Here is a 17,162-nt window from a genome sequence, read left to right as displayed (position 1 = left end):
TTACTCAAGAATATAGTTGTATACAGCATTCTATACAACCTAGCAAGAAAATGATATTATTATATCATAATTATGATATAATAATATCATAATAAAAATACGAGGTGAGTATAATGCCTGTTATTCGTCCGGTTTCTGATTTACGGAATAAGACTCCTGAGATTGAAGAAATTTGTATCAAAGAACAAAAGCCAGTTTTCATTACCAAGAATGGCAACGGGCATCTGGTAATTATGAGCCAAAGACTATATGAAGAACAACAAGCACTTATGGAGCTATATGATAAACTAGACGAAGCCGAAGTCCAAAGCGCAGCGGGAGCCAAGCGAATACCACACCGTGAAGTTATGGAAAGGTTAAGAGCGCGGCTTAATGGGTAAATATAGAGTAGAATATTTGCCACTGGCTTATGATGATCTAGATGAGATTTTCACTTATATTGCTGCAGATGATTCCAGAGCAGCGGCAAATCTATTGAATGAGATTGATACCGCTGTTCTTCATTTAGAGGACTTCCCGGATATGGGAGTCAATCTTAAAAACCGACGGCTAGCCAATAAAGGATATAAAATGCTTGTTGTTAATGATTATCTAGTGTTTTATGTTGTGATTGGTAGCATCGTAGAAATTAGGCGTATAGTTTCTAGTAAACGAAATTATACGAAATTATTCTAAAAAGGATATCTTAAACCAACATCAGCCTGTTGTCATTAAGTGTTACTTAGATCCATGGTAATAACAAGGTTCCTGCACTACCTAATAAATAGTATTGGGGTTTATAGGTTTTAATAGACAGAAAAAGAAGCGGAGAAAATCGTTTACGATTTTTCCCGCTTCTTTTCTAGTTTTACATCGCGAATGTATTTTATAGTTTGCATTTGAATGAACCAGCCAAGTTAAGTCCTAAAAACAGGAGAGTTAGCTTTATAAAGGGCATTAGCTCTCTTATTTTCTTTATAGTAACTGCAAGAGGTGTAACTTTTTGAAGGGGATTCAAGAAATTCTTCTTTCCATGAATACTTTCCCTGTGCAATCCAATCCTATCGTGTAGGACTTTTCCCCCCTCATACCGAATGTTACTGCTAATAGCAAGATACAAGGTAAGAGGTGAAACATAAGGTGAAGCTTCGTTTAATGATAGGAAGGGCTGGGGCTGGTAAGACCCAGTATTGTTTAGAGGAAATGGGTCAGATGCTGGCGGCATCACCAGAGGGACGGTCTATGATCATGATCTTGCCGGAGCATGCTACCTTTCAGGTGGAGCATGAGCTGGCATCCAATCCTGACATTGCTGGCTTTACGAGGGCCTATGTCTTTGGTTTTCGCCGTTTAGCACATCGGGTTTTAATGGAAACGGGTGGTGCGGTTCGTCCTCATATTACGGAACTGGGGAAACGAATCGTATTGAATAAATTGCTGCATGATCATCAAGCAGATTTTAAGATCTTTCATCGGGCGGCTGCTCAGCGAAGTTTTGCCGATATTTTAGTCAGTATGATTCAGGAATTTAAAGCTTATGGTGTATCACCAGAGTCTTTGGCGGAAGTGGAAGAACAGTGTGCGGATTTGCCGATTGGTGATAAACTTCATGATTTAGCCTTAGTATATCAAGGTTTTGAGAAATTTTTGCAAGGGCGTTATACGGATCCTGAAGACTATCTCACCTTGCTGGCAGAGAAGATTCCTCAGTCTGCAATTTTGCATCAGGCCCAGGTGTGGATTGATGGTTTTACCTGGTTTAATCCCCAGGAGGCAGGTGTGGTGGCACAGCTATTGCAGAATTCTGCCAGTGTAACCATTACCTTGTGTTTGGCAGATGCCAAGTCTGGTGAGCAGGCTAGTGAGACGGCCTTGTTTCATCGCCAGTGGGATACACGGCGGAAGCTATTGGACATGGCAAGGAAAATAGGGGCAGAGGTTGAGGAAGTGGAATTAGTTCAGACTAAGCGCTTTAGTGCTCCACTTCTTGGGCATATGGAAGAGCAGTTATTTACCTTTCCTTCTACGGTTTGGACGGGAGAAGTGCGAGGCGTAGTGGTAACAGAGGCTGCCAATCGCCGGGTAGAAATCGAGGGTATGGCACGAGATATGCTGCGTTTAGTCCGAGAGGAAGGCTATCGCTGGCGGGATATTGGAGTTTTGCTTCGGAGTGGGGATAGTTACGCTGAACTTGTAGAGACAGTGCTGGCTGATTATGAGATACCTTTTTTCAGTGATCGCAAACGTCAGCCGGTACATCATCCCTTAGCAGAATTATTGCGTTCTGTTTTAGAAGTGATCACGGAAAGGTGGAGTTATGATCCGCTGTTTCGCTGTTTTAAGACGGATTTATTTGATCTGTCTCGGGATGATATTGATAAATTGGAAAACTACGTATTGGAGTTTGGGATTCGCGGTACAAAATGGACCAATGGTCAGCCCTGGACATTTATTCGTCGTTTTTCATTAGGGGAAGATGAGGAGTTGAATGAAGTGCAGCAGGAGCAGCTGCAGTCCATTAATGAGATTAGGATGAAAGCCTCTGCGCCTTTGATTGTCTTTGAGCAGCAGATGAAAGCTGCAACTACGGTACTGGCGATGACGACGGCCCTATATGAATTTCTAGTGGGGTTGATGGTGCCTGAAAAGCTAGAAGTGTGGGCGGTTCATGCCGAAGAAATCGGGGATCTGGAGCAGGCACGGGAGCATCGTCAGTTATGGGACCAAGTCATTCAGTTAATGGAACAACTGGTGGAAATCTGCGGAGCAGAAGAAATGAAGGCAGTCGATTATGGAATTATGCTCAGTGAAGGCTTGGAAGGATTGACCCTCAGTCTCATACCTCCTGGACTTGATTATGTTACTGTTTCTCCCATGGAGCAGACCAGCTTGGTAAACATTCGAAGTATTTATATCCCAGGCGTAAACGATGGGGTATTGCCCATGCGTGGTCGCGGTGAGGGTTTATTAACGGATGCCGAGCGAGGTCAGATGATCCAGCTGGGACTGGAATTAGCACCCGGTTCTCAATCGGATTCTTTTGCTGAGCGGTTTTTGGTTTATACAGCTTTAACAAGGTCGAGAGACTATTTGTGGCTGAGCTATCCTCTGGCAGATGAAGAAGGCAAGGGGCTAAGCCCATCCCTTTTGATCAAACGGGTGCGAGAATTGGCAGCCGTACCCTTTCATTCCTTGCCTGTAGAACCTGTACCGGGAAGTGAACGACAATATATCGCTCATGGGAAGCGCAGTATTTCCTCCTTAGCGGCTGTGCTTCGCAGCTACAAGAGCGGCGAGGCAATTGCTAGTGTGTGGTGGGATGTTTATAATTGGGCGATACAGCATCAGGGACTGGAGTGGTATGTGCAGCGCGCGGTAGCAGGACTGTTTCATCACAACCAAGTAGAATCCCTGCCAGGAAATTTGGCGAGACGTTTATATCCGAAGAAGAATAAGCTTAGGGGCAGCGTCACTCGTTTTGAATCCTATCAGGCTTGTCCCTTCAAGCACTTTGCTCAATATGGACTTAGTCTCAAGGAACGAGCGGTTTTTCGCTTGCAGGCTCCTGACTGGGGACAGTTTTTGCATGCTGCTCTCAAAGGATTTGGCGACAGCCTGCAAGAGGCCGGGCGGGATTGGGGCAGTATGAGCGAAGGAGAATACAAGGAAATTGTTAATCAAGTGGTAGAAGAACTGGCCCCAAAGCTGCAAAATGAGATTTTATTAAGTTCAGAGCAGCACAAGCATTTGGTGGGCAGACTGAAACGGACGGTGACCCGTGCAGTGCGTCGGCTGGTGGAATTTGACCGAGTAAGTACCTTTAAACCCATGGCAATGGAAAAGTCATTTGGTCGGGGGGATGATGCGCTGCCGCCTCTCGTTTATATGCTGCCAGATGATATTTCCTTGGAAATAGTGGGGCAGATTGATCGTTTGGATGTTGCCGATTTAGAAGGCAAGAAATATATGCTCATCATTGATTATAAGTCAGGGGGCGCTTGGCTGAAATTGGTGGATGTGTATTATGGACTGCGGCTGCAGTTATTAACCTACCTATTGGTAGCGAGTAAGGCGTACGAAGATTGTCTGCCCGCAGGAGTGCTGTATTATTTCTTAAAGAATCCGAACTTATCCGATAAGATAAAACTGGATGCAGATGAAATATGCAAAAAAATCAATGGCCTGTTGAAGATGCCGGGCTGGGTCTTAGCAGATTCTCAGGTCATACGGCTATTGGATCAAAGCATTGACGGCTATTCAGAATTTTTGAAGGTCGCCTTGAAAAAGGATGATACCTTTTATAGCAATTGCTTATCTTATGTCAAAGAGCCAGAAGAATTTCAATTGCTACTCCGTCATGTAGAGAAGAAATTAGTGGATACGGCACGGGAAATTATGGAGGGGAACATTGCAATTAGTCCTTATGCCTTAGACAAACGAACGCCATGCGGATTTTGTCAGTATAGTTCAGTGTGCCAGTTTGACAGTTTATTACCGGAAAATCAGTACCGCAGACTGGCAAAGCCGGATGAGAGTAGTATTATGGGGAAAATTATCCAGGGACAGGAGGTGAAACCCGATGAGTTGGTCTGAGCAGCAATTATTGGCAATCGAAACTCGCAATAAAAACGTATTAGTAGCGGCAGCCGCTGGATCGGGTAAAACTTCTGTATTGGTTGAGCGGATTATCTCCCGCATCTTGGATAAAGATCAGCCAATTGATGTGGATAAGGTACTAGTCGTTACTTTTACCAATGCGGCAGCCGCTGAAATGCGGGGAAGGATTGGCTCGGCGTTGAATGATGCGCTGAAGAAACAGCCTCGTTCCGAGCATATTCAGCGGCAGTTGGCACTCTTAAATTCCTCCGCGATTTCAACCATCCATGCTTTTTGTCAAAACATTGTACGGCAGAATTTTCATCTCTTAGATTTAGATCCTCAGTTTCGCATTGGGGGTCAGGCAGAAGTGACGATCATGAAGACCGAAGTCTTAGAAACCCTCTTCGAGAGCAAATATGCTCAAGGAGATGAGGCGTTTTTGGATCTGGTCGAACACTACGGGGATGAGCAGAGTGATGATTCTTTGTATCAACTGGTGTTAGGGTTATATAACTTCTCCCAGAGTCATCCGTGGCCAGAAGACTGGCTGGCTGATCTTTCTACGCGTTTTGCTTTGCCTGAAGGGACAAGGGTTGATCAAACACCTTGGTCTCAGTTGATTCGGGAGAAGATCATATTGGATTTGGAACAGGCGGGGCAGCAGCTGGATGCTCTTTGCCTGGAAGCAGGAAAGTCAGGTGGCGTGGAAGCCTATGTAGATACCTTTATGGCGGATCGGGCCGTTCTTGATGAAGTACTGTCTGCGGCTGCCCATTCCTGGGAGCGGCTGGCCGATGCGGTTGCAGGTTGTAAGTTCGAAAAAATTGCTGCTGTGCCCAAGGGAACGGATGAGTCACTGAAAAAATATTTTCAACGGGGCAGGCAGAAGGTAAAGGATAAAGTCAATGACTGCAAGGTGCACTTTTTTGATCGTCCGGCAGAGGAACTATTGGAAGATATGCGAATCATTGCTCCAGTGGTAGAGACCTTAGGCAAGTTAGTCATTGAGTTTGGCCGGGAATTTGCCAAGATGAAGCGCAGCAAAGATGTATTGGATTTCAATGATTTGGAGCATTTTTGTTTAGAAATATTGCTTGCACCAACAAGCCGGCCAGGGGAGATAGAGCCTTCCTCTGTCGCAATTGAGTTGCAAGAGCGTTTTGCAGAAGTGATGGTTGATGAATACCAAGATACCAACGGGGTACAGGAAACTATTTTGCGTTTGGTAGCGAGTACTAAGCAGCCTAATTTATTTTTAGTAGGTGATGTGAAGCAGAGCATTTATCGTTTCCGCTTAGCCGAACCAGAATTGTTTATGGAAAAATATCGCCACTATCCCACCGCTGGCAGCCAGTATGCCCGCATCGATTTGTCTCAGAACTTTCGCAGTCGGGCGGGAGTGCTGCATGCTGTCAATTTCCTCTTTGTGCAGCTCATGGCACCACGTATCGGAGAGTTGGAGTATGGGGAAGCGGAAAAACTCAATCCTGGTCCTGATTATCTGGAAGAGCAGGGCAAACTATTAGAAGGACCTGTAGAGTTGTGTATTGTAGATCGGGATGAGGCTGAGGAGCCGATGGCTTCTCCTGAAGGGGAAATGGATAACGGTGAGGGCGTAGAATCCCCGGATGGTCCTGCAGCCGAGCTGATGGAAGAGGCGGAGCTCAGTGGTTTTGAACTAGAGGCGCGTTTGATTGCGAAGAAGATGGCTGAATATATGACAGGCAGTTATCGTGTGTATGATAAAGGTTTAAAACAATATCGCAATCTCGCTTGGCGAGATATTGTTATTTTACTGCGGTCAGTAAAGGGCAAGGCGAATGTCATGCTGGATGTACTGCGAAAGGCAGGCATACCAGCTTATGCCGAACTGGATGCCGGGTATTTTAGAGAAATTGAAGTACAAATCATGGTAGCGTTATTAAGTGTAATTGACAATCCACGTCAGGATATTGCCTTGGCGGCGGTGCTGCGTTCACCCTTAGTAGGTTTTACGACGGAAGAGTTGGCAGAAGTTCGTTTGTGCTGCCCGGGAGAAGAGTTGTGGAGCGCCTTGAGCTATGAGATAGAGCAGGGGAGTATAAACGAAAAAACACAGAAGAAAGTGGCAGCCTTTGTGAGGCAGTTTGAAAAATGGCGTAATTTGTCTCGGCGCAAGGGTGTACCTGAACTGATCTGGCAAATTTATCGGGATACTGGGTACTATGATTATGTAGGCGGCATGCCGGGTGGAATGCTGCGGCAAGCAAATTTGCGGGCGCTATATGATCGGGCTCGTCAATATGAATCGACAAATTTTCGAGGTTTATTTCGCTTTTTGCGCTTTGTAGAACGGATGCAGGACAAAGGTTCTGATCTTGCCGTTGCCAGAGCTTTGGGAGAAAGTGAAGATGTGGTACGAATTATGAGTATTCACAAGAGTAAAGGGCTGGAATTTCCTCTTGTATTTGTGGCTGATTTAGGGAAGAATATCAATTTGCAGGATAGTAAAGCTCTGGTACTGAGTCACAAAATATTAGGGGTGGGTCCTTATGTGACCAATCCGGAACTGCGGTTTCGGTATCCAACCTTAGCAAGGCATGGCATTCGTCATAAGCTCATCATGGAAACCAAGGCGGAGGAGCTGCGCATTCTCTACGTAGCCTTAACAAGGGCGAGAGAAAAACTGATTCTCGTGGGTTCTGTGAGCAAGCTAGCAAAAAAAACGGCAGGATGGTGTCAATATACCGATCGCCAGCAGCCTACTCTGCCAGATGCAATGATTGCAGGAGCTGGTAATTATTTGGATTGGCTATGTCCCGCTGTGGCACGGCATGTGGGGGGAGCACCTCTTCGAGAATATGGGGAGTGTGAACAAGAGCCCAGCCGCATTTTCGCTGACGATCTGTCAGCGTGGAAGGTGGATATTTATTCCCGCAGCCAATTGCTGGAGGCTGGTGAAGAGCAGTCTGAAACGACTACGTTGTTAGAAAATATCCGTACTCTGCAGCCTGTTGAGGGTGGCGAAGATTTTGTCTGGGTAGAGAAAACCTTAGGTTGGCAGTACGCTTATCAGCATATTGTGGGCAAACCTGCTAAATTGTCTGTGACGGAAATCAAACGGCGTTTTGATACAGAGGTGGAAGAAAGCAGCAGCCAGCCAATCTTTGCTAAGAAATCCATTGCTCTGCGTCCTAGGTTCATTCAGCAGTCAGTGGGACTTACGGGTGCAGAACGAGGCACATTAATGCATAGCATCATGCAGCAGATGGATTTACAGGGGAATTTGTCTGAGTCTGGTATCAAAGAGCAAATCACAGCGATGGTGAAGAAGGAAATGATCTTGCCGGAACATGCTGAAATTGTGGATACTAAAGGCGTGGCAGCCTTTTTCCAAAGTAGTCTTGGTCAGCGCTTATGCGCTTCGCCGAAAGTACGGCGAGAATTGCCCTTTAGTCTGGTTCTTCCTGCTGAGAAATTTTATGATGATATGGTAGGGGCGGGAGAAGGTATTTTCATTCAAGGGATTCTCGATGTACTGTTTGATGAGGCGGATGGGTTGGTGTTAGTGGATTATAAGACGGATTGGGTGACTGATAGCAGTGAATTAATTGACCGTTATTCGGTGCAGCTCAATCTGTATGCAGAAGCTGTAGAGAAAATTTTTAAACAGCCGGTAATCGAAAAATATTTATACGTATTTAGCACAAAAGAAGCTGTCAGGATTTGACAGCTTCTTTTTAGGCGTTTCAGAAATTATAAATATAAGTACTTTTTAATGCCATGATCAAGAAAAGCTATCCTAAATAAAAAATGCGTGGGGGAAAAATAATTTAACCGCAGAGACGCAGAGAACACAGAGAAAAGATAGGGTAAAAATCCCTCTCAGCGTCCTCTGCGTCTCTGCGGTTAAATCGTTCTATTTCCTAGCAAGGGAGAGATTGGTGCTCGCAATGACAATGTGATTAAGAGCGCTACCATCATCTGGGCCAGTACATAATAATCAGGACGCCTGCCAGGGAAATGAGTCCGCCAATAATATCAAATCGATCTGGTGGTATTTTATCAATACCCCACCCCCATAGGATGGAAAGTACAATGAAAATGCCTCCATAGGCAGCATACACCCGTCCAAAGCTGGCTGGTTGTAATGTAGGGATGACGCCGTATAACACTAGAATAATAGCGCCCCACACTGCATAGCTAATCCCTTTTCCCTCCCGCAGCCAAAGCCATATTAAATAACCACCGCCGATTTCAAATAAGCCAGCAAGGATAAAATAGCCTACGGATTTTAAAACCTCCATCGTTGCCTCCTTGAGTGTGTTGATAATCGTTTTCATTATAGCACAATATCGAATGGTTCATCTGATAAAGTATACTGTATAAATGCTGTATAGGGGAAGCAATGTCGCTTTTAAGGTGATATAATACAGAAATAATAACATATAATAAAGACGAAGGGTAGAGCAGATGGAGTGAATTACAGTTTTACTGCATGGAATAAGAACGTATGTACATTGTGAAAATACTTTAAGTGAGGGGAAGAAACATGTCTTATCAAGTACAAGATTTTGACCATCTTTTAAGAATGCAAGGCTTTAGTGAAACCTTACTGCACCATCATTTTGCCTTGTATCATGAACTTGTGGAAAATCGGAATCGAATTGCAGCCAACCTTGAAGGATTAGCAGCACAAGGACAGGAAGACACCCCTGAGTATGGGAGCCTTAAGCGTCGTTTGAGCTGGCAATCGAATGATATGCGTTTGCACGAACTGTATTTTGAGAACTTAGGCGGTCAGAGTGAGAGGAATCATAGATCCTGTTTAATCGAAAAATTAACCGAGAATTTTGGCAGTTATAAAGCATGGGAAGAAGATTTTAAGACAACTGCAAGTATTCCTGGCGTTGGCTGGGCTGTATTGTGTCAGGATCACAGCAGTGGTAAATTAAATAATCTTTGGCTTGATGAACATCAGGCTGAGATTCCTGCAGATTATAAGCCGTTGTTAGTACTAGATGCCTGGGAACATTCCTACATGATGGATTATGGCTTTAAAAGACCAGAGTATCTGGAAACCTTTTTTAAGAATATTGATTGGGATGTAGTTGATCGAAGATTAATTGTATAAATGATGTCAAAAAGCTCAGGGATGTAGTATTCCTGAGCTTTTTTAGGAAAGAGTGTATAAAGAACGTTAAACGCAGAGGGCACAGAGAACACAGAGAAGGATTTATTATCCCTTTGTGTTCTTTGTATTTCAAAACGATGATGCTCTAAAGGAGCAAGCGTTGTTCTATTTATCTTTTCTCTGCGTACTCTGCGCCTCTGTGGTTCGGTTTATTTTTTTTGATTTTGCAGTGCTTTTCCTTATTAGCTTCAATTCAAGCACATATTCTTATCAAGAAAGGTATGAATCCATGGCATTATGCAAAACATAGGAATAATCAAATTATGTCGTAAAAGGTAATCCTAAGCGGCAGATAAGGATATGGAGGCTAAAGCTGTGAAAGCATCAATTTTTATCACATGTATTTGTGACAGTATGTTTCCTCGTGTAGGGGAGGCTATGGTTCGTGTATTGGAGCGGCAAGGAGTCAACCTGGATTTTCCCCCGGGGCAAACCTGCTGCGGGCAGCCCGCATTATCCAGTGGGTATTGGGATGATGCCAGAGAGGTTGCCAAAGGCTTTATCGATTCTTTTCATGCTAGTGAAATCATCGTAACACCAGCAGGATCTTGTTTGGCAGCGATTAAAGAATTTTATCCTGTTTTATTTGAAAAAGATCCCAAATACCTTGATCGATCCAAAGAGTTAATTCAAAAAACCCATGAGTTCAGTGAGTTTCTAGTAGAAGTTTTGCAAGTAACCAATGTGAATGCTTCTTTTCCCTATAAAGTAACCTATCATTCCAGCTGTCATCCCAGGCGGTTTCTAGGAGTTGATAAGTATGTGTATGCGTTATTAAAGAATGTGGAAAAATTGGATTTTATTCCACTGGCTCATGAGGAACAATGTTGTGGATTTGGTGGGACTTTTTCGGTAAAGATGCCTGAGATTTCTGAGAGTATGGTAAATGCCAAAGTCGCTGACATCTTGGCAACCGGAGCGGATGTTGTGGTAGGTACCGATTTAAGCTGTTTAATGAATATTGATGGCAGACTTCGTAAGCAGGGAGCCAAGGTACGGGTAATGCATATTGCTGAACTACTAGATGAAGGGATGAGGACATGAGTCATAAACCTACTTTGCATTTACGCGATAGGGCAAGAAAAGCCATAAAAGATGAGCCAATGAGAAAAGCTGTACAAAAGGCTGTTGACCGATTAAGCGGCAATCGTGAGAAAGCCCAAACCGAATTGCCTAGCTGGGATGACTGGCGTGAGCAAGGCAAGCGTATTCGAAAGCATACCGTAGATCATCTGGATTATTACTTAGGACAGCTATCAGAAAGCGTACGAAATAAAGGTGGGCATATTCATTTTGCCCAGACAGCAGAAGAGGCGAGAAGAGTCATTATTGATATTTGCAAAAAGAACAATGGCAAGTTAGTGGCCAAGTCAAAATCGATGGTTACAGAAGAAATTCACTTAAATCCTGCCTTAGAGAAGGAAGGCATGGAGGTAATTGAAACGGATTTGGCAGAATATATTTTGCAGCTAGCCGGTGAAACGCCTTCTCATATTATTGTACCGGCCATTCACAAAAATCGGTATCAGATTGCAGAGCTTTTTTCTAAAGTCGCTGGCAAGAAGATCGAACCGGATACACCAGCTCTAACCGCTTTTGCACGGCAGACGTTGCGGCAGAAATTTATGCAAGCCGATATCGGTATTACTGGCTGTAATTTTGCAATTGCGGATACAGGAGCCATTTCCTTGGTAACGAATGAAGGGAATGCCCGCCTGACAGCCTCTTTGCCAAAAGTACTGATTTCGGTCATGGGCATGGAGAGGGTATTGCCTACCTTTGATGATTTAGAGGTGATTTTATCCCTGCTGCCTCGGCATGCTACAGGTCAAAAACTTACCAGTTATATATCGGTAGTTAATGCGCCTCGTAAGGAGAATGAAAAAGATGGGGCAGAAGAATTTCATCTGGTGATTGTCGATAATGGCCGATCGCGTTTGCTTGCAGATGAGGAGTTCAGGCAAGCCCTGCATTGTACACGCTGTGGAGCATGCTTTAATGTTTGCCCTGTGTATCGCCAAATTGGCGGGCATGCCTATGGTTCGGTATATGGCGGACCGATTGGGGCCGTGATCACTCCATTTCTAGAAGATGATTTTGATTTTTGGGGAGAGCTTTCCTATGCTACAACATTGTGTGCAGCTTGCAGCAGTGTATGCTCCGTAAAAATACCTCTTCATGATCTTCTCATTAAAATACGCCGCAAGAGAATCGAACTTGGTTTTACCCATCCTTTGGAGAGGGTCGGTTTTAACATGTGGCGGCGTTTCTTTAAACTTCCAGGCCGATATAAATTTGCAATGAAAATGGCTTCAATTGGTCAAATTCCTTTAGTAAAGGATGGATATATCAGATCTGGACCGCCGCCTTTATCCGGGTGGACAAACTCGCGTTATTTACCGGCAGCCGCCAAGAAGACTTTTAGAGAAATCTGGCATGAAAAATATGAATAATGAAGGAGGAAGGACATGCAAGGCAGGGAGCAAAGCTTTTTAAGTCATATCGCTAAGGTATTAGGCAGGGACAAACCTTTGACTTCAGCGCCAAATCGGGATGAAGTAGGACCTCCTGTATTTTGGAAGGAACAAAAGTTTGATATAAATCAGCCTTTAGAGTTTTTCAAGACCAACTTAGAAAATTTGACAGGTAAGGTCTATATCGCAACAGATGATCAGGATGCTGGTCAGCAAATTCGGGTTTGGTTAGAGGAATTAGAAGCGAAAAGGGTTATTATGTGGGATCATGAAGAGTTGAAACAGATTGTACATTTGGAGGATACCAATATAAAGCTGGATTATTGGTCGCCAGATCGTTCGCAAAAGGACCTCATTACTGCGGCAGAACAGGCCGATGTAGGCATTACTTGGGTAGATTATGCGATCGGCTATACGGGAACATTAGCCTTGTTTTCAAGTCCTACCCAAGGGCGATCCGTTAGTTTGCTGCCAACTGTTCATATTGCTGTGTTTAGGAAGGACAATTTGGTTCCTACCATGAGTACGGTTATGGAAAACCTTATGGAACGCCGCAGTGCCCAAAAAGTTCCTGCTGCGATTGATTTTATAACTGGCCCTAGTCGTACTTCCGATATCGAGATGGATTTATCCATTGGGGTGCATGGACCCGTTAAGGTGTGGACCATTGTTATTGAACAAAGTGGGAACGTCCAGCATCATGGTGAGATGAGGGGAGAATTGCCTCTGGAGAAAGACGAGGTGCTGTATACTTAGGAATAAAATGAAGCTTGGCTTAAGCCAAGCTTCATTTTATTCCGAGATGCACCGCAGCAATACCGCCCGTTAATTGATAAGAAGTGATTTGCTTTAGACCGACTTGTAGGAAGATATTTTGAATAACAGAATGCTCGGGAAGGGTTCTGAGGGAGGCGGGCAGGTTGTAGTAAGGCTGATTTTTATGAAACCCCAGATTGCCGATTAGAGGGAGCAGGTGTTCAAAGTACAGGAAATAAAGTTGTTTTAGAATGGGTGCGCTAGGTTTAGACAACTCTACGGATAATACGGTACCGCCGGACTTTGTTACCCGGTACATTTCTGACAGGGTTTTTGGTATATCTGCTACGTTTCGCAAGCCAAAGCCGATGGTTGTACAGTCAAAGGTATGATCTGGGAAGGGTAAATGTAAGGCATTGCCCTGCATGAGTGTTATCCGTTGGGAATAGGGAGTCTTCTTTATATTTTCTTTGGCTTGCAGCAGCATATTTTCAGAGAAGTCAAGGCCGACAACTTGTCCTTGAAGCCCTGCTTTTTCTGCTAGCGCAATGGATAGTTTTCCTGTGCCGCAGCATACATCAAGGATGGACTGCCCGGTTCTTATAGTTGCTTTATCAGCAGCGAAGCTGCGCCAGTAGGAATCTTGGTTTAAGGTGAAGACTGCATTGAGCAAATCATAGCGCTTTGCAATGCTGCCGAATAATTCCTGAACGAAGTCTTCTCTTCTATGTTTATCCATTTGCTCCATGGTGTTCCTCCCCCTTTTGCAGAAGATGTTAATTATATTATCATTATACTAGTGATATAATTGTTTAGCGATAGGCGAATTCTTTGTAATTAAAATTGTAGATGAAAAATCTAAGGTTTTACAAATTGAACCACAAAGGCACAATGCCGCTGATGCGGCACACAAAGGAGTACACAATATAAGTTATAACATAGAGCCTTTTTTTTGCGTCTTTGTGGTTCAATTCGCCTTATATATCTTAAAGGAAGTGGAGCATTTCTTTTTATTTTGTGATACAGATCATAGTACAAGAGTAAATGAATCGTTTATAATAAGAAGCAAAAGAGATAAAAGAGGGTGACAGCTTTGAAACTGTGGAATTGGTTTTGTAAGATCGGTGAGAATAAGGTCGGGTATCGAGTAAAGGCTGGACAGCCGGCTCTTCCAGTCAAACAGGTTTCAGAGCGCGTTAGTCGGTCGGGAGTCGATACGGTTTGCTCCCGGATTTGCGGTCATGAGAATTGTCAGTGTGGCGGGACCGTAAGAGGTCTGCATTGTGTTTGGTCCTATTATCGTTTAGACAATCAATAAAGAAAAATATCAAAGTCTAATCAAAACATATGAAAATATAATAAAAATATAATAAAAAAACAGGTGCAAAGCAGGTAGATAGTGCTACAATAATGATAAGAAGTGTGTATACAGTATTATTCGATAATGAAGTGTTCTTACAGTGAAGAGAGGTCATTGCATGATATCGCGGCGTAGATTTATCAAAGGATGTGTCAGTACTATTATTGCTATCAGTGGTTCCCAATTGTTATTTCAGGCTCCTACCAGCAGCGGGTCGGGGAATCGGAATATTCCTGTTTTAGTATATCATCGTGTAGGATATACCACAGACGCCCTTACGGTCACTCCAGAGAGATTTTCTAGTGATTTGGATAGCTTACAGGAGAGCGGTTATTGCAGTATCTCCTTGGAACAATTCCAAAATTTTTTGGATGATCGTAATGTAGAAATGCCAGAAAAGCCGATTTTAATCACTTTCGATGATGGATATTTGGATAATTTTGAACATGCGTATCGGATACTGCGAAAACATGGTATGGTAGGGAGCTTTTTTGTGATTACTGACATGCTGTGGAGCAAAGATCGGCTTACCCCTGAAAATATTGTAGAAATGTCTCAAGGTGGCATGTCTTTTGGATCTCATACTGTAACTCATAGAGCTCTAGGGGAATTGGACCCCGCAACTATTCATGATGAGCTGGTTAACTCCAAGGCAACACTAGAGAGTGTCTTAGGGAAAAATGTAAACGCAATTGCTTATCCTCGGGGTAGTTATAATGAAACGGTGGTGAATATCGCCAAAGAGGTGGGCTATGCAACCGGTTTAACGGTTCGGGAAGGTATCTGCATCAAAGAGTCTCCGGATTTTGAATTGCGGCGTATTCCTATTTTTAAGTATGATAGCGGCATCATTCATGTGATTGCGAATCGTGGGCGCATGTAACCTGAATTTCATGAACTTATAAAAGATATTATAAATTTTTATGTTGACTAGTGTTGACAAAGAAAAAGAATGCTGGTATACTAGTAAATGTGTCATCGGGAACGTGTCAACCGACACGGAGGGGTGTCCGAGCGGTTCAAGGAACTGGTCTTGAAAACCAGCGATCTCGAAAGGGGTCCGTGGGTTCGAATCCCACCCCCTCCGCCATATTTCTAATACGGAGCGATACTCAAGCGGCTCAAGAGGACGGTTTGCTAAATCGTTAGAGGTCGTAAGGCCTGCCAGGGTTCGAATCCCTGTCGCTCCGCCATTCGTTTTAAATTTTACGCCTTCATCTTTAAAAAGATGAAGGCGTTTGTTGTATAATGAAATAAGGATTGATCTGCACAAATGGGAAAGTTAGGTGAAAATGCATGCAACGATGGATTATACATATTGACATGGATGCTTTTTTTGCCGCAGTGGAACAGCGTGATAATGAGGCGCTGCGGGGGAAACCTCTTATTGTTGGGGGAATTGGCAATCGAGGTGTGGTGGCAACAGCCTCGTATGAAGCACGCCGTTTTGGGGTACACTCCGCCATGTCCATGGTAGAGGCGAGACGCCGTTGTCCGGACGGGAACTTTGTTCCCTGTGACCATGCAAAATACAACAGGGTTTCTGTAGAATTACAGCGCATTTTTTCCGAGTTTTCACCAGTTGTAGAACCGCTGTCTTTGGATGAAGCGTTTCTGGATGTTACAGGAATGGAACAGCTCTATGCCAGTCCCAAGGAGATTGCTGTTTGCATAAAGGAGCGTATTGAAAGTGAGTTGCACCTTACTGCTTCTGCGGGGGTCGCTCCGAATAAGTTTTTAGCAAAGTTGGCTTCTGAGATGAAAAAACCCAATGGTCTGTTTGTGGTTTATCCAGGGGAGGAAGAGGCGATGCTGCGGGATCTGCCGATTACTTCCATGTGGGGGGTTGGTAAATCCATGGCTCAGATTTTGAAAAACTTAGGAATCTATACCATCGGTCAGTTGGCTCAGACCAATGTGGCGTTATTAGTAAAGCATTGCGGACAGATGGCATATAAGATCCATGCGTTAGCACATGGTCAGGATGATCGGCCAGTAGTCGCGGATCTTGAGCCTAAGTCCATCGGTAATGAACTTACTTTTCCTGTTGACATCATCACGGTATCTCAAATCGAAACCGAACTATTGGCCTTGGCGGAAAAAGTCGGCTGGCGGCTTAGGCAGTACGACTATAGTGGTAAAACCATTACCATTAAAGTACGTTTTGCTTCTTTTAAAACCATTACTCGCAGTAAGACATTGTCAGACTATACCCAGTTTGATGATGTTCTCTATAATGTTGCTATGAAAATTTGTCATCAGATACCCATGGGAGAGGGAGTAAGACTGTTGGGACTCACCGTGTCCAATCTCCAGTCTGGCGGCGGTCAGCTATCTTTATTCGATCAGCAGGAAGATAAGCGTGCTGCCATGTATGAAACCATTGATAAACTGAGGAATCGATTTGGTGCAGGCATTGTGACCAAAGGACGATTGATCAATGGAAAGGAACCGAAGTAAAGTGCATGCTGCTTCTAATGAGCTTATAGCTGTCGTTCTAAAGTGAGAAGTATTTGCTTAGGTGTTAAGTTGGTAATATTCAGCATAAGAGTGCTAGTATATGAAGCAAGTTCCTCTTCGGAATCTAGCATACTATCTCCTGATTCGGCTACACTATGATAAGTAGTCAGAGCAGCAGGATGATAGGTTGTATATAAATACGCATCGACGAACTCTCTTTGCAGGTGAGCCTGATACATATCGATTACAGTATAGCCCTGCTGCTGCAACAAATGGGTTAGTTTTTGGTTGTTTCCTTGCAATGCGATGGTTTTGTCCATTGATATCTTCCTTTAAATTATTTCATTCTTAGTCTAGTATG

At 43.8% G+C, this 17,162-nt stretch carries 14 protein-coding genes and 2 tRNA genes; 13 read left to right on the top strand and 3 right to left on the bottom strand.

Going from position 1 to position 17,162, the window contains the following annotated elements:
• Positions 1-113: 113 nt before the first annotated feature.
• The 4 genes from JBW_RS22665 (at position 114) to addA (ending at position 8,287) form a co-directional block, all read left to right on the top strand.
• Positions 114-380: a type II toxin-antitoxin system prevent-host-death family antitoxin gene (locus JBW_RS22665; protein ID WP_007955036.1), complete on the top strand. Its 267-nt coding sequence runs from the start codon at positions 114-116 to the stop codon at positions 378-380.
• Positions 373-675, top strand: coding sequence for a type II toxin-antitoxin system RelE/ParE family toxin (locus JBW_RS22660; protein ID WP_007955037.1), 303 nt, complete (start codon positions 373-375; stop codon positions 673-675). Before JBW_RS22665 ends, JBW_RS22660 begins: the two co-directional genes overlap by 8 nt.
• Positions 676-1,119: 444 nt before the next feature.
• Positions 1,120-4,572 carry a helicase-exonuclease AddAB subunit AddB gene (gene addB, locus JBW_RS22655; RefSeq protein WP_007955038.1) on the top strand — a complete coding sequence of 1,151 codons (3,453 nt, stop codon included), beginning with the start codon at positions 1,120-1,122 and terminating at the stop codon, positions 4,570-4,572.
• On the top strand, positions 4,559-8,287 hold the full coding sequence (gene addA / locus JBW_RS22650) for a helicase-exonuclease AddAB subunit AddA (protein WP_007955039.1): 3,729 nt from the start codon (positions 4,559-4,561) through the stop codon (positions 8,285-8,287). Before addB ends, addA begins: the two co-directional genes overlap by 14 nt.
• A 250-nt stretch (positions 8,288-8,537) precedes the next feature.
• On the opposite strand, the gene JBW_RS22645 is transcribed toward addA, so the two are convergent.
• Entirely contained in the window at positions 8,538-8,864 is a 327-nt protein-coding gene (locus JBW_RS22645) for a YnfA family protein (protein ID WP_007955041.1), read from the bottom strand.
• A 245-nt stretch (positions 8,865-9,109) separates the two neighbouring features.
• On the opposite strand from JBW_RS22645, the gene JBW_RS22640 reads away from it, so the two are divergent.
• The 4 genes from JBW_RS22640 (at position 9,110) to JBW_RS22625 (ending at position 12,981) form a co-directional block, all read left to right on the top strand.
• A complete protein-coding gene (locus tag JBW_RS22640) occupies positions 9,110-9,691 on the top strand; it encodes a superoxide dismutase (protein ID WP_007955043.1) in 582 nt (193 codons plus the stop codon).
• Positions 9,692-10,066: 375 nt separating this feature from the next.
• Positions 10,067-10,795, top strand: coding sequence for a (Fe-S)-binding protein (locus JBW_RS22635; protein WP_007955044.1), 729 nt, complete (start codon positions 10,067-10,069; stop codon positions 10,793-10,795).
• Complete coding sequence (locus JBW_RS22630) at positions 10,792-12,204, top strand: LutB/LldF family L-lactate oxidation iron-sulfur protein (protein ID WP_007955045.1); 1,413 nt, start codon at positions 10,792-10,794, stop codon at positions 12,202-12,204. Before JBW_RS22635 ends, JBW_RS22630 begins: the two co-directional genes overlap by 4 nt.
• A 15-nt stretch (positions 12,205-12,219) precedes the next feature.
• Entirely contained in the window at positions 12,220-12,981 is a 762-nt protein-coding gene (locus tag JBW_RS22625; protein ID WP_007955046.1) for a LutC/YkgG family protein, read from the top strand.
• A 31-nt stretch (positions 12,982-13,012) separates the two neighbouring features.
• Here JBW_RS22625 and ubiE read toward each other — a convergent pair whose 3' ends face one another.
• Positions 13,013-13,729, bottom strand: coding sequence for a bifunctional demethylmenaquinone methyltransferase/2-methoxy-6-polyprenyl-1,4-benzoquinol methylase UbiE (ubiE, locus tag JBW_RS22620; protein ID WP_007955047.1), 717 nt, complete (start codon positions 13,727-13,729; stop codon positions 13,013-13,015).
• A gap of 336 nt (positions 13,730-14,065) precedes the next feature.
• On the opposite strand from ubiE, the gene JBW_RS24290 reads away from it, so the two are divergent.
• The 5 genes from JBW_RS24290 (at position 14,066) to dinB (ending at position 16,801) form a co-directional block, all read left to right on the top strand.
• A complete protein-coding gene (locus JBW_RS24290; protein WP_229535627.1) occupies positions 14,066-14,299 on the top strand; it encodes a hypothetical protein in 234 nt (77 codons plus the stop codon).
• Positions 14,300-14,459: 160 nt separating this feature from the next.
• The gene (locus JBW_RS22615; RefSeq protein ID WP_007955049.1) at positions 14,460-15,224 is read left to right on the top strand and encodes a polysaccharide deacetylase family protein; all 765 of its coding nucleotides are present in this window, start codon (positions 14,460-14,462) and stop codon (positions 15,222-15,224) included.
• Positions 15,225-15,341: 117 nt separating this feature from the next.
• A tRNA-Ser gene (locus JBW_RS22610) sits at positions 15,342-15,431 on the top strand.
• A gap of 12 nt (positions 15,432-15,443) precedes the next feature.
• Positions 15,444-15,534 (top strand) — tRNA-Ser (locus JBW_RS22605).
• A 103-nt stretch (positions 15,535-15,637) separates the two neighbouring features.
• Positions 15,638-16,801, top strand: coding sequence for a DNA polymerase IV (dinB, locus tag JBW_RS22600; RefSeq protein ID WP_007955051.1), 1,164 nt, complete (start codon positions 15,638-15,640; stop codon positions 16,799-16,801).
• A 23-nt stretch (positions 16,802-16,824) separates the two neighbouring features.
• On the opposite strand, the gene JBW_RS22595 is transcribed toward dinB, so the two are convergent.
• Positions 16,825-17,121, bottom strand: coding sequence for a hypothetical protein (locus JBW_RS22595; protein ID WP_007955053.1), 297 nt, complete (start codon positions 17,119-17,121; stop codon positions 16,825-16,827).
• Between the last annotated feature and the right edge of the window lie 41 nt (positions 17,122-17,162).

Source organism: Pelosinus fermentans JBW45, from assembly GCF_000271665.2.
Lineage (GTDB): Bacteria > Bacillota > Negativicutes > DSM-13327 > DSM-13327 > Pelosinus > Pelosinus baikalensis.
This window is presented reverse-complemented; position numbering and strand designations above follow the sequence as displayed.

Coding starts and splice junctions, on each gene's coding strand:
- JBW_RS22665 (WP_007955036.1), top strand. CDS start 114: ATGCCTGTTATTCGTCCGGTTTCTGATTTACGGAATAAGACTCCTGAG.
- JBW_RS22660 (WP_007955037.1), top strand. CDS start 373: ATGGGTAAATATAGAGTAGAATATTTGCCACTGGCTTATGATGATCTA.
- addA (WP_007955039.1), top strand. CDS start 4,559: ATGAGTTGGTCTGAGCAGCAATTATTGGCAATCGAAACTCGCAATAAA.
- JBW_RS22645 (WP_007955041.1), bottom strand. CDS start 8,864: ATGGAGGTTTTAAAATCCGTAGGCTATTTTATCCTTGCTGGCTTATTT.
- JBW_RS22640 (WP_007955043.1), top strand. CDS start 9,110: ATGTCTTATCAAGTACAAGATTTTGACCATCTTTTAAGAATGCAAGGC.
- JBW_RS22630 (WP_007955045.1), top strand. CDS start 10,792: ATGAGTCATAAACCTACTTTGCATTTACGCGATAGGGCAAGAAAAGCC.
- JBW_RS22625 (WP_007955046.1), top strand. CDS start 12,220: ATGCAAGGCAGGGAGCAAAGCTTTTTAAGTCATATCGCTAAGGTATTA.
- ubiE (WP_007955047.1), bottom strand. CDS start 13,729: ATGGAGCAAATGGATAAACATAGAAGAGAAGACTTCGTTCAGGAATTA.
- JBW_RS22615 (WP_007955049.1), top strand. CDS start 14,460: ATGATATCGCGGCGTAGATTTATCAAAGGATGTGTCAGTACTATTATT.
- dinB (WP_007955051.1), top strand. CDS start 15,638: ATGCAACGATGGATTATACATATTGACATGGATGCTTTTTTTGCCGCA.
- JBW_RS22595 (WP_007955053.1), bottom strand. CDS start 17,121: ATGGACAAAACCATCGCATTGCAAGGAAACAACCAAAAACTAACCCAT.